We start from the raw sequence: 13038 nt of genomic DNA on the forward strand, positions 1-13038 counted from the left end.
AATGATTCGCTTTGAACACGTCAGCAAGGCCTATCTCGGTGGGAGACAAGCGCTGCAGGGGGTCACATTCCACCTGCAGCCGGGCGAGATGGCATTCCTGACCGGCCATTCCGGCGCGGGGAAAAGTACCCTGCTCAAGCTTATCTGTGGGATCGAGCGGCCAAGCGCCGGGAAAATCTTTTTCGGCGGCCATGAGATCAGCCGCCTGAAAAACCGTGAAGTGCCGTTCCTGCGTCGTCAGATCGGCATGATTTTCCAGGATCACCACCTGCTGATGGATCGCACCGTTTTCGATAACGTGGCCATTCCGCTGATTATTGCCGGCGCCAGCTATGATGATATCCGCCGTCGCGTTTCCGCGGCGCTGGATAAGGTCGGGCTGCTGGACAAAGCGAAGAACTTCCCGATCCAGCTCTCCGGCGGTGAACAGCAGCGCGTGGGTATCGCCCGTGCGGTGGTGAACAAGCCTGCGGTGCTGCTGGCGGATGAACCGACCGGTAACCTGGACGATGCCCTGTCAGAAGGGATTTTGCGTCTGTTTGAGGAGTTTAACCGCGTGGGGGTTACCGTATTGATGGCGACGCACGACATTGGGCTGATTTCCCGTCGTTCGTACCGCATGCTGACCCTGAGCGACGGTCATTTGCACGGAGGCCACGGTGAATAAGCGTGATGCAATAAACCAGATTCGGCAGTTCGGGAACCGGTTTGACCGTTTCCGTAAGCCGCAGGGCGGGGGTGACGGCAATCGTAATGCGCCGAAGCGCCAGAAGGCCGCGCCAAAGCCAGCCTCCCGTAAAACCAACGTGTTTAACGAGCAGGTGCGCTACGCGTTCCACGGCGCGCTGCAGGACCTGAAAAGCAAACCGCTGGCGACGTTCCTGACGGTGATGGTGATCGCCATCTCCCTCACGCTGCCAAGCGTCTGCTATATGGTCTATAAAAACGTCAACCAGGCGGCGTCGCAGTATTATCCGTCTCCGCAGATCACGGTCTATCTGGATAAAGCGCTCGACGATAACGCGGCGGCGCAGGTGGTTGGGCAAATCCAGGCCGAGCAGGGCGTGGAGAAGGTCAATTATCTCTCACGTGAAGACGCGCTGGGCGAGTTCAGGAACTGGTCTGGCTTTGGAGGCGCGCTGGATATGCTCGAGGAGAACCCGCTGCCCGCCGTGGCGGTGGTGATCCCGAAGCTGGATTTCCAGGGGACAGATTCGCTTAACACCCTGCGCGATCGCATCACGCGCATTAAGGGCATTGATGAAGTGCGCATGGATGACAGCTGGTTTGCGCGTCTCTCTGCTCTGACCGGGCTGGTAGGCCGCGTCGCGGCGATGATTGGCGTGCTGATGGTGGCGGCGGTCTTCCTCGTCATCGGCAACAGCGTTCGCCTGAGCATCTTCGCCCGTCGCGACACCATCAACGTGCAGAAACTGATTGGTGCGACAGATGGCTTCATCCTCCGACCGTTCCTTTACGGTGGCGCACTGCTCGGTTTTTCCGGCGCATTTCTTTCACTGATATTGTCAGAAATTTTGGTGATGCGGCTTTCCTCTGCCGTGACTGAAGTGGCGCAGGTTTTCGGAACGAAGTTTGATATCAGTGGCTTAGGGTTCGATGAGTGCCTGTTGTTGCTGCTGGTGTGTTCGATGATTGGGTGGGTGGCAGCGTGGCTGGCAACCGTTCAACATTTACGTCACTTTACTCCCGACTAATAAAAGCGTGATATAATCTTTCCCTGCACCGAGATGTTCGCTCTGCAGGGAAAGCGTCCCTGTTGTCTCTTCCCCTGTTATCATCTCCATGTCACATTTTGTGCGTAATTTATTCACCGTTGCACCTGGAACTTGTGGATAAAATCACTGTCTGATAAAAGAGTGAATGCTAATCTCGTTGCTCAAACGCTTTGGCATGGTTGTTGCCTGACGGGGACAACCTGGACCAGAAGAAACACTGAGAGGAATGAATGACCAAAGAAATGCAAACTTTAGCTTTAGCCCCTGTTGGTAACCTGGAATCTTACATCCGGGCTGCGAACACCTGGCCGATGTTAACGGCCGAGGAAGAAAAGGAGCTTGCTGAAAAGCTGCATTACCAGGGCGATCTGGAAGCAGCGAAAAAGCTGATCCTGTCTCACCTGCGCTTTGTTGTTCACATTGCTCGTAATTATGCGGGCTATGGCCTGCCGCAGGCGGACTTGATTCAGGAAGGTAACATCGGCCTGATGAAGGCTGTGCGTCGCTTTAACCCGGAAGTGGGTGTGCGACTCGTCTCCTTCGCCGTACACTGGATCAAAGCAGAAATTCATGAATACGTGCTGCGCAACTGGCGTATCGTGAAAGTCGCCACGACAAAAGCGCAACGCAAACTGTTCTTCAACCTGCGTAAAACCAAGCAGCGTCTGGGCTGGTTCAATCAGGATGAAGTGGAAATGGTGGCGCGCGAGCTGGGCGTATCCAGCAAAGACGTGCGTGAGATGGAATCCCGTATGGCCGCGCAGGACATGACCTTTGATATGTCCTCCGACGACGACGCATCCGACAGCCAGCCAATGGCACCGGTTCTGTATCTGCAGGATAAAACCTCTAACTTTGCTGACGGCATCGAAGAGGACAACTGGGAAGATCAGGCCGCGAACAAGCTGAGCTATGCGATGGAAGGTCTCGACGAACGTAGCCAGGATATTATCCGCGCCCGCTGGCTGGACGAAGACAACAAGTCCACGCTGCAGGAGCTGGCCGACCGCTACGGCGTCTCTGCAGAACGTGTCCGTCAGCTTGAAAAGAACGCCATGAAAAAACTTCGCGCCGCTATCGAAGCGTAATTTCCGCGAAGTACACCGAGAACCCCTGGATGAGAGTCTGGGGGTTTTGTTTTTTTAGCGCCCGCTCTGGCGAATTCCCTCACCCTGGCAAACACTTACTGATGCGCTAAGCAGGCGACTTTCTCAGGGGGACAGGGTGAAAAACAACGAACTGAACGACCGGCGTTTACAGGCGACGCCGCGTGGCATCGGCGTGATGTGTAACTTCTATGCCGATAAAGCAGAAAACGCCACGGTGTGGGACGTCGAGGGCAATGAGTACATCGACTTCGCCGCCGGTATCGCGGTGCTGAATACCGGCCATCGCCATCCCAAAGTCATTTCCGCCATCGAAAAACAACTCCACGCCTTTACCCATACGGCGTACCAGATCGTGCCGTACGAAGGCTACGTGGCGCTTGCCGAGCGCATCAACGCACGCGTGCCCATTGACGGCCCGGCGAAAACGGCGTTCTTCTCGACGGGCGCAGAAGCGGTGGAAAACGCCGTAAAAATTGCCCGCGCCTCTACCAGACGTCCTGGCCTTATCACCTTCGGCGGCGCGTTCCACGGCCGCACCTTTATGACCATGGCGCTGACCGGCAAGGTTGCGCCGTACAAGCTCGGCTTTGGACCCTTCCCCGGCTCGGTGTATCACGCGCAGTATCCCAATGAACTGCACGGCGTCAGCACCGCTGAGGCGTTGAAAAGCCTGGAACGTATCTTTAAAGCGGATATTGCTCCTGACCAGGTCGCGGCGATCATTCTCGAACCGGTTCAGGGGGAGGGCGGCTTCAACATCGCTCCTGCTGATTTTATGCAGGCGCTGCGCGCCCTGTGCGATACCCACGGCATTTTGCTGATTGCCGACGAGGTGCAAAGCGGCTTCGCCCGCACCGGCAAGCTGTTCTCGATGGAACACCACTGCGTGAAACCGGATCTGATCACCATGGCGAAAAGCCTGGCGGGCGGGATGCCGCTCTCGGCGGTGTCGGGACGTGCAGAGGTGATGGATGCGCCCGCGCCGGGCGGGCTGGGTGGCACCTACGCAGGTAACCCGCTGGCGATTGCGGCGGCGCATGCCGTGCTGGACGTGATTGACGAAGAGGATCTCTGCACGCGATCGGCGCATCTTGGCCATCACCTGGTGGAAGTGCTGAACAAAGCGAAGGAACACTGCCCGTATATCGCGGATATTCGCGCCCAGGGGTCGATGGTGGCGGTGGAGTTTAACGACCCGCAAACGGGCGAGCCTTCGCCAGAATTTACCCGTCAGGTGCAGGAGCGTGCGTTGCAGGAAGGGCTGCTTCTTCTGAGCTGCGGCGTCTACGGCAACGTCATTCGTTTCCTGTATCCGCTGACGATTCCCGAAGTGCAGTTCCGTAAAGCGCTGGACATTATCTCCGCCTCGCTGACACGTTAAAGCCATATGCCCGGCGAAAATCCCTGCCGGGCCTATCATATATTCATTTCAAATTAGCTATTCCAAAATCATAAAAATCGGGTATGTTTTAGCAGAGTATGCTGAAAAAGCGCGAACAGCACACCTATAACTGACATAAAGCGCTGCACAACAACATCACAACAATCGTAATAACCATAATAATGGGGAATCTCAGGATGAACATGAAGGGTAAAGCGTTACTGGCAGGATGTATCGCGTTGGCATTCAGCACCATGGCGCAGGCAGACATTAAAGTGGCTGTGGTTGGCGCCATGTCCGGACCGGTAGCGCAGTACGGCGACCAGGAGTTTACTGGCGCAGAACAGGCGGTTGCAGACATTAATGCCAAAGGCGGTATTAAGGGCGAAAAACTGCAGATCGTAAAATATGATGATGCCTGTGACCCGAAACAAGCGGTCGCGGTCGCGAACAAAGTGGTGAACGACGGGATCAAATACGTTATCGGTCACCTGTGCTCTTCTTCTACTCAGCCCGCGTCTGACATCTACGAAGACGAAGGTATCCTGATGATCACCCCGGCTGCGACCGCACCGGAGCTGACCGCGCGCGGCTACAAGCTGACCCTGCGTACCACCGGTCTGGACTCTGACCAGGGCCCAACCGCGGCGAAATACATCGTTGAAAAAGTGAAGCCGAAGCGCATTGCCATCGTTCATGACAAGCAGCAGTACGGTGAAGGTCTGGCGCGTTCAGTGCAGGACAACCTCAAGAAAGCCAATGCCGACGTGGTGTTCTTCGACGGGATCACCGCCGGTGAGAAAGACTTCTCCACCCTGGTGGCGCGTCTGAAGAAAGAGAATATCGACTTCGTATACTACGGCGGCTACCACCCGGAAATGGGTCAGATCCTGCGCCAGGCGCGCGCAGCGGGTCTGAAAACCCAGTTCATGGGCCCGGAAGGGGTGGCGAACGTTTCTCTGTCTAACATCGCAGGTGAATCCGCTGAAGGCCTGCTGGTGACCAAACCGAAGAACTACGACCAGGTTCCTGCGAACAAACCTATCGTAGATGCCATCAAGGCGAAGAAACAGGATCCAAGCGGCGCGTTCGTCTGGACCACCTATGCGGCGCTGCAGTCTCTGCAGGCGGGCCTGAACCAGTCAGCCGATCCGGCTGAGATTGCCACCTGGCTGAAAGCGAACACGGTTGAGACCGTGATGGGGCCTCTTTCCTGGGACGCGAAGGGCGACCTGAAGGGCTTCGAGTTCGGCGTGTTTGACTGGCATGCCAATGGCACGGCGACAGACGCCAAATAATTTTCCCGTCGCCTTTCGCGCCGCAGGTGCGTTGGCTGCGTTATTCAACCCCGGTCACTTACTTATGTAAGCTCCCGGGGATTTCATAACTTGCCGCCTTCCTGCAACACGAAATGCTTGGGAAAATGCGGTAGAAATTGTAGGCCGGGTAAGGCGCAGCCGCCACCCGGCTTTCTTTTAGCGCTTCTCCCACCCGCTCTCCTGCGCCGTAAAGCCTAACGCCTGCATAAACGCCGCCATCACGTCGCGGTCTTCCACGCCCACGTCGGTCATCCACCAGGAGGTCACGCTCGGGTTTTCGCGGATCACTTCTTCAATTAAATACTGTCCCACGCCGCGACGACGGGTGACGTCACGTACGCGCAGCGAGTCCAGCGCCCCTTCTGTACCGCTCAGGGTGACGCGAACCGCTGCCAGCAGGCGCTCGTTAAAACGCGCGGCATAAATGCGGTGGGTCTCATCCACGCGTAGCGACGAAGGGGAATATTCCGGCCAGATCTTTCCCAGGTCGATATGATCCTGGTCGCTAAAGGTCACCAGACGCACGATAGTCAGTTTCATTAGCTACTTGTCCAAATCAAATTGAGTAGAGGCAGTGTACTCAATTTATTCACTCAGGGGCTTCCTCTTTTTATTCTCATTCGCCAGGTGATTAGTTTTTTGGCAACGCGTTGGGCAGTTTGAAAACACATGGATCGAAAAATACGCAGAATTTTAACCTGATGGGTAGTGATTTATTCGGCGCTTTGTACCGTTATTTTATGCTGCAAACTGCACTTTTAGTTGTTTATCTCTGACTGAATTCAGAATATTATCTTTGCTTAATCGCCTGAAAAATAGAGATTTTAGTCTGGTTTTTGACAAAAACCTGCGCTAAACCATTAAAGGCACTGGTAAAAATAGCGTTGTTCATTAAAAGTACAGAATGCTTTTTAACCATAATAAAACAAAATATAAACACGACATCACGAATGGGGATTCAGAGATGAAAAGGAACGCGAAGACGTTAATCGCGGGGATGGTCGCACTGTCGATCTCGCATGCCGCCATGGCGGAGGACATTAAAGTTGCGGTTGTGGGTGCGATGTCCGGCCCTGTTGCCCAGTGGGGTGACATGGAGTTCAACGGTGCGCGCCAGGCCATCAAAGACATCAACGCTAAGGGCGGCATCAAAGGCGACAAGCTGGTGGGCGTAGAATATGACGACGCCTGCGATCCGAAACAGGCCGTCGCGGTCGCTAACAAAATCGTCAACGATGGCATCCAGTATGTGATCGGCCACCTGTGCTCGTCGTCCACCCAGCCCGCGTCTGATATCTACGAAGACGAAGGCATTCTGATGATCACCCCCGGTGCGACCAACCCGGAACTGACCCAGCGCGGCTATCAGCACATCATGCGTACCGCCGGGCTGGACTCCTCTCAGGGGCCAACCGCCGCCAAATACATCCTTGAAACCGTCAAGCCGCAGCGTATCGCCATTATTCATGACAAGCAGCAGTACGGTGAAGGCCTGGCGCGCTCCGTTCAGGACGGCCTGAAAAAAGGCGGCGCAAACATCGTCTTCTTCGACGGGATTACCGCCGGTGAGAAAGACTTCTCCGCGCTGATCGCTCGTCTGCAAAAAGAGAATATCGACTTTGTTTACTACGGCGGCTACTACCCGGAGATGGGGCAGATGCTGCGTCAGGCGCGCGCCACCGGTCTGAAGACCCAGTTTATGGGGCCAGAGGGTGTGGGCAATGCCTCCCTGTCAAACATCGCCGGGGATTCTGCCGAAGGCATGCTGGTGACGATGCCAAAACGCTATGACCAGGATCCGGCCAACAAGGCTATCGTGGATGCGCTCAAGGCGCAGAAGAAAGATCCGAGTGGTCCGTACGTCTGGATCACCTACGCCGCCATGCAGTCTCTGGCCACCGCGCTGGATCGTACCGGCAGCAAAGAACCGCTGGATCTGGTGAAAGATTTAAAAGCACACGGGGCGAACACCGTGATTGGGCCGCTGAACTGGGATGAGAAAGGCGATCTGAAGGGATTTGAGTTTGGTGTCTTTAAGTGGCACGCCGACGGGTCATCCTCGGCCGCCAAATAATTATCCCACCGCCCGGACTGACGGGCGGGTATAAAAAGGTTTGCATATGTCCGAGCAGTTTCTCTATTTCCTGCAGCAGATGTTTAACGGCGTCACGCTGGGAAGCACCTACGCGCTGATTGCCATCGGCTATACGATGGTTTACGGCATTATCGGCATGATTAACTTCGCCCACGGCGAGGTCTACATGATCGGTAGCTATGTCTCCTTTATGATCATCGCCGCGCTGATGATGATGGGTATCGACAGCAGCTGGCTGCTGGTCGCCGCCGGGTTTGTCGGCGCGATTGTGATTGCCAGCGCCTACGGCTGGAGCATCGAGCGCGTGGCCTACCGGCCGGTGCGCAGCTCCAAACGCCTGATTGCGCTGATTTCCGCCATCGGGATGTCGATCTTCCTGCAAAACTACGTCAGCCTGACCGAAGGCTCGCGCGACGTGGCGCTGCCAAGCCTGTTTAACGGCCAGTGGATTGTGGGGGCCAGTGAAAACTTCGCGGCCTCTATCACTACCATGCAGCTGGTTATCTGGGTCGTGACCTTTATTGCAATGCTTGCCCTGACGCTGTTCATCCGCTACTCACGGATGGGACGCGCCTGCCGCGCCTGCGCTGAAGACCTGAAGATGGCGAGCCTGCTCGGCATCAACACCGACCGCGTGATTGCCCTGACCTTCGTGATTGGCGCCGCGATGGCGGCGGTAGCGGGCGTGCTGCTCGGTCAGTTCTACGGCGTAATCAACCCGTACATCGGCTTTATGGCCGGGATGAAAGCCTTTACCGCGGCGGTGCTGGGCGGTATCGGCAGTATTCCGGGCGCGATGATTGGCGGCCTGATCCTGGGCGTGGCGGAAGCGCTCTCCTCGGCGTATCTGAGCACGGAATATAAAGATGTGGTGTCGTTTGCCCTGCTGATTCTGGTTCTGCTGGTCATGCCTACCGGCATTCTGGGCCGTCCGGAGGTAGAGAAAGTATGAAACCGATGCATTTTGCAATGGCGCTGCTCTCTGCCGCCATGTTCTTCGTGCTGGCAGGCGTCTTTATGGGCGTCCAGTTAGGTCTGGACGGGACGAAGCTGGTGGTGGATACCGCCCCCGACATCCGCTGGCAGTGGGTATTTATCGGCACTGCCGTGGTGTTCCTGTTCCAACTGCTGCGTCCGCTGTTCCAGAAGTCGCTGAAAAACGTCTCCGGGCCGAAATTCGTTCTGCCGGCCATCGACGGGTCTACCGTTAAGCAGAAGCTGTTCCTCGTGGCGCTGCTGGTGGCCGCCGTGGCGTGGCCGTTTGTGGTCTCTCGTGGCACCGTGGATATCGCTACCCTGACCATGATCTACGTGATCCTCGGTCTCGGTCTGAACGTGGTGGTGGGGCTCTCTGGCCTGCTGGTACTGGGCTACGGCGGCTTCTACGCCATCGGCGCCTACACCTTCGCGCTGCTGAACCACTATTACGGGCTCGGCTTCTGGACCTGCCTGCCGCTGGCGGGGCTGGTCTCAGCCGCGGCAGGCTTCCTGCTCGGTTTCCCGGTATTGCGCCTGCGCGGTGACTACCTGGCGATTGTGACCTTAGGCTTTGGTGAAATCGTCCGTATCCTGCTGCTGAACAACACCGAAGTGACCGGCGGCCCGAACGGCATCAGCCAGATCCCGAAACCAACCTTCTTTGGCCTGGAGTTCAGCCGTGCCGCCCGCGAAGGCGGCTGGGACACCTTCAGTAACTTCTTCGGCGTGAAGTATGACCCGTCCGACCGCGTCATCTGGCTCTATCTGGTGGCGCTGCTGCTGGTGGTGATTACCCTGTTCGTGATTAACCGCCTGCTGCGCATGCCGCTGGGCCGCGCGTGGGAAGCGCTGCGCGAAGATGAGATTGCCTGCCGTTCCCTGGGCCTGAACCCGACCCGCATTAAGCTGACCGCGTTCACCATCAGCGCCGCGTTTGCCGGTTTCGCCGGGACGCTGTTTGCCGCGCGTCAGGGCTTCGTCAGCCCGGAATCGTTCACCTTTGCCGAATCCGCTTTTGTGCTGGCGATTGTGGTGCTCGGCGGGATGGGCTCGCAGTTTGCCGTTATCCTCGCGGCCATCCTGCTGGTGGTCTCGCGCGAGCTGATGCGCGACTTTAACGAATACAGCATGTTAATGCTGGGTGGTTTGATGGTGCTGATGATGATCTGGCGTCCGCAGGGCTTGCTGCCGATGACCCGTCCACAGCTGAAGCTGAAGAACGGGCAGGCGAAAGGAGAGCAGGCATGAGTCAGCCATTATTATCCGTTAACGGTCTGATGATGCGTTTTGGCGGCCTGCTGGCGGTCAACAATGTGTCACTGGATCTGCACAAGAAAGAGATTGTCTCCCTGATTGGCCCGAACGGCGCGGGGAAAACCACGGTATTTAACTGCCTGACCGGTTTTTACAAGCCGACGGGCGGCACCATCATGCTGCGCGACAAGCATCTTGAAGGGCTGCCTGGCCAGCAGATTGCCCGCATGGGCGTGGTGCGTACCTTCCAGCACGTGCGTCTGTTCCGCGAGATGACGGTGATTGAGAACCTGCTGGTCGCGCAGCATCAGCAGCTGAAAACCGGGCTGTTCTCCGGCCTGCTGAAAACCCCGGCCTTCCGCCGCGCGCAGGATGAAGCGCTTGACCGCGCGGCGACCTGGCTCGACCGCATTGGCCTGCTGCAGCACGCCAACCGTCAGGCGAGCAACCTGGCCTACGGCGACCAGCGTCGTCTGGAGATTGTGCGCTGCATGGTGACCCAGCCGGAGATCCTGATGCTCGACGAACCGGCGGCCGGCCTCAACCCGAAAGAGACCAAAGAGCTGGACGAGCTGATTGCCGAACTGCGCGATCACCACGACACCACCATTCTGCTGATTGAGCACGACATGAAGCTGGTAATGGGCATTTCCGACCGTATCTACGTGGTTAACCAGGGTACGCCGCTGGCAAACGGCACGCCGGAAGAGATCCGCAACAACCCGGACGTGATCCGCGCATACCTGGGTGAGGCATAAGATGGAAAAAGCGATGTTAACGTTCGACAAGGTCAACGCGCACTACGGCAAGATCCAGGCGCTGCACGACGTCAGCCTGCATATCAATCAGGGTGAAATCGTTACCCTGATTGGCGCCAACGGCGCGGGCAAAACCACGCTGCTCGGCACCCTGTGCGGCGACCCGCGCGCCACCAGCGGGCGGATTGTGTTCGATGGTAAAGACATTACCGACTGGCAGACGGCCAGAATCATGCGTGAGGCGGTGGCGATTGTCCCGGAAGGGCGTCGCGTCTTCTCGCGTATGACGGTGGAAGAGAACCTGGCGATGGGCGGTTTCTTCGCCCATCGCGATGAATACCAGACCCGCATCAAGTGGGTGTACGAACTCTTCCCGCGCCTGTGGGAGCGTCGCATTCAGCGTGCGGGCACCATGTCCGGCGGTGAACAGCAGATGCTGGCAATTGGCCGCGCGCTGATGAGCCAGCCGCGTCTCCTGCTGCTGGACGAGCCGTCGCTCGGTCTTGCGCCGATCATCATCCAGCAGATATTCGACACCATCGAGCAGCTGCGTAAAGAGGGGATGACCATCTTCCTCGTCGAGCAGAACGCCAACCAGGCGCTGAAGCTCGCTGACCGTGGCTACGTGCTGGAGAACGGCCGCGTGGTGCTGGAAGACACCGGCGATGCGCTGCTGGCGAACGAAGCGGTGCGGAGCGCGTATCTGGGCGGCTGAGTAGTCTGTATCGCCCGGTGGCGCTTACGCTTACCGGGCCTACGGTATCAAGTAGGCCGGGTAAGGCGAAGCCGCCACCCGGCTTTTTCACATAAACCCCCTTCACACAACCATCATCCCCCTGACCCTTTACTGTCACTTATCTGTAAACAAACAGTTATTTTTCTGTCATTCGAGCATGTCATGTTACCTCGCGAGCATAAAACGCGTGATATCGCGCATCCGGCACAATAAGAGAGATGACAATGACATCGTTACGACACACAGCTTTGGGTCTGGCACTGGGTCTGGCTTTTGCGACGAACGCAATGGCTGTGACGACCATTCCGTTCTGGCATTCCATGGAAGGGGAGTTGGGTAAAGAAGTTGACTCCCTGGCGCAGCGTTTCAACGACACCCATCCGGATTACAAAATTGTGCCGGTGTACAAAGGTAACTACGAGCAGAGCCTGAGCGCGGGCATCGCCGCCTTCCGTACCGGCAACGCGCCTGCACTGTTACAGGTTTATGAAGTGGGCACCGCCACCATGATGGCCTCCAAAGCTATCAAGCCGGTGTACGAAGTGTTCAAAGAGGCGGGTATCAACTTCGATGAATCCCAGTTTGTGCCGACCGTAGCGGGTTACTACACCGATTCCAAAACCGGGCATCTGCTGTCTCAGCCGTTTAACAGCTCCACGCCGGTGCTGTACTACAACAAAGACGCCTTCAGGAAAGCCGGTTTAGACCCGGAGCAGCCGCCAAAAACCTGGCAGGACCTGGCCGAATACACCGCGAAGCTGAAAGCGGCGGGGATGAAGTGCGGCTACGCCAGCGGCTGGCAGGGCTGGATCCAGATTGAAAACTTCAGCGCCTGGCACGGCCTGCCGGTGGCGACCAAAAACAACGGCTTCGACGGCACCGATGCGGTACTGGAGTTCAACAAGCCGGAGCAGGTGAAGCACATTGCGCTGCTGGAAGAACTCAACAAGAAGGGCGACTTCAGCTACTTCGGGCGTAAAGACGAATCCACCGAGAAGTTCTACAACGGCGACTGCGCCATTACCACCGCCTCGTCCGGCTCGCTGGCGGATATCCGCCACTACGCCAAATTCAACTACGGCGTGGGCATGATGCCGTATGACGCTGACGTGAAGGGCGCGCCGCAGAACGCTATCATCGGCGGGGCGAGCCTGTGGGTGATGCAGGGTAAAGACAAGGGCACCTATAAAGGCGTGGCCGAATTCCTCGACTTCCTGGCGAAGCCGGAAAACGCTGCCGAATGGCACCAGAAGACCGGCTACCTGCCGATCACCAAAGCCGCGTATGACCTGACCCGCGAGCAGGGCTTCTACAGCAAGAACCCGGGCGCGGACATCGCGACGCGTCAGATGCTGAACAAGCCACCGTTGCCGTTCACCAAAGGCCTGCGCCTGGGCAACATGCCGCAGATCCGCACCATCGTGGATGAAGAGCTGGAAAGCGTGTGGACCGGGAAGAAAACGCCACAGCAGGCGCTGGATTCCGCAGTAGAGCGCGGAAATCAGCTGCTGCGCCGCTTTGAGCAGTCGACGAAATCGTAATCCGTGATTCGCCCGGTGACGCGTAGCGATCCGGGCCTACGGGGATCGTGCGGGCTGATGCCCTCACCCCAACCCTCTCCCACGGGGAGAGGGAGAAATATTTGTAGGCCGGGTAAGGCGCAGCCGCCACC

At 57.3% G+C, this 13038-nt stretch carries 12 protein-coding genes; 11 read left to right on the forward strand and 1 reads right to left on the reverse strand.

What is annotated here, in order from left to right; translation table 11 throughout:
- Position 1: 1 nt before the first annotated feature.
- The 5 genes from ftsE to livJ all read left to right on the forward strand — a co-directional run bounded on the left by ftsE (position 2) and on the right by livJ (position 5524).
- Complete coding sequence (gene ftsE / locus ABFV38_RS01305; protein ID WP_025758973.1) at positions 2-667, forward strand: cell division ATP-binding protein FtsE; 666 nt, start codon at positions 2-4, stop codon at positions 665-667.
- A complete protein-coding gene (ftsX, locus tag ABFV38_RS01310; protein ID WP_045909157.1) occupies positions 660-1715 on the forward strand; it encodes a permease-like cell division protein FtsX in 1056 nt (351 codons plus the stop codon). Before ftsE ends, ftsX begins: the two co-directional genes overlap by 8 nt.
- A 251-nt stretch (positions 1716-1966) precedes the next feature.
- A complete protein-coding gene (gene rpoH / locus ABFV38_RS01315) occupies positions 1967-2824 on the forward strand; it encodes an RNA polymerase sigma factor RpoH (RefSeq protein WP_008500093.1) in 858 nt (285 codons plus the stop codon).
- 136 nt (positions 2825-2960) lie between these two features.
- Positions 2961-4226 carry a 4-aminobutyrate--2-oxoglutarate transaminase gene (locus ABFV38_RS01320; RefSeq protein ID WP_348958237.1) on the forward strand — a complete coding sequence of 422 codons (1266 nt, stop codon included), beginning with the start codon at positions 2961-2963 and terminating at the stop codon, positions 4224-4226.
- Between the two features lie 197 nt (positions 4227-4423).
- Positions 4424-5524, forward strand: a complete 1101-nt coding sequence (livJ, locus tag ABFV38_RS01325; RefSeq protein ID WP_072163886.1) for a branched chain amino acid ABC transporter substrate-binding protein LivJ — start codon at positions 4424-4426, stop codon at positions 5522-5524.
- A 177-nt stretch (positions 5525-5701) separates the two neighbouring features.
- Here the strand turns inward: livJ and panM are convergent, their stop codons facing one another.
- Positions 5702-6085: an aspartate 1-decarboxylase autocleavage activator PanM gene (panM, locus tag ABFV38_RS01330; protein ID WP_248223084.1), complete on the reverse strand. Its 384-nt coding sequence runs from the start codon at positions 6083-6085 to the stop codon at positions 5702-5704.
- A 424-nt stretch (positions 6086-6509) separates the two neighbouring features.
- On the opposite strand from panM, the gene livK reads away from it, so the two are divergent.
- The 6 genes from livK (at position 6510) to ugpB (ending at position 12907) form a co-directional block, all read left to right on the forward strand.
- The gene (gene livK / locus ABFV38_RS01335) at positions 6510-7619 is read left to right on the forward strand and encodes a high-affinity branched-chain amino acid ABC transporter substrate-binding protein LivK (RefSeq protein WP_348958239.1); all 1110 of its coding nucleotides are present in this window, start codon (positions 6510-6512) and stop codon (positions 7617-7619) included.
- Between the two features lie 46 nt (positions 7620-7665).
- The gene (livH, locus tag ABFV38_RS01340; RefSeq protein WP_008500099.1) at positions 7666-8592 is read left to right on the forward strand and encodes a high-affinity branched-chain amino acid ABC transporter permease LivH; all 927 of its coding nucleotides are present in this window, start codon (positions 7666-7668) and stop codon (positions 8590-8592) included.
- A complete protein-coding gene (livM, locus tag ABFV38_RS01345; protein ID WP_348958241.1) occupies positions 8589-9866 on the forward strand; it encodes a branched chain amino acid ABC transporter permease LivM in 1278 nt (425 codons plus the stop codon). The genes livH and livM overlap by 4 nt, the downstream gene beginning before the upstream one ends.
- Positions 9863-10630 (forward strand): high-affinity branched-chain amino acid ABC transporter ATP-binding protein LivG, encoded by a 768-nt coding sequence (livG, locus tag ABFV38_RS01350; protein WP_024906698.1) that lies wholly within the window; start codon positions 9863-9865, stop codon positions 10628-10630. The genes livM and livG overlap by 4 nt, the downstream gene beginning before the upstream one ends.
- Before the next feature lies 1 nt (position 10631).
- On the forward strand, positions 10632-11345 hold the full coding sequence (gene livF, locus ABFV38_RS01355) for a high-affinity branched-chain amino acid ABC transporter ATP-binding protein LivF (protein WP_008500102.1): 714 nt from the start codon (positions 10632-10634) through the stop codon (positions 11343-11345).
- A gap of 245 nt (positions 11346-11590) precedes the next feature.
- Complete coding sequence (ugpB, locus tag ABFV38_RS01360; RefSeq protein WP_008500103.1) at positions 11591-12907, forward strand: sn-glycerol-3-phosphate ABC transporter substrate-binding protein UgpB; 1317 nt, start codon at positions 11591-11593, stop codon at positions 12905-12907.
- Positions 12908-13038 lie beyond the last annotated feature (131 nt).

It is taken from the genome of Enterobacter cloacae complex sp. Mu1197 (assembly GCF_040059225.1).
GTDB classification, from domain to species: domain Bacteria; phylum Pseudomonadota; class Gammaproteobacteria; order Enterobacterales; family Enterobacteriaceae; genus Enterobacter; species Enterobacter quasiroggenkampii.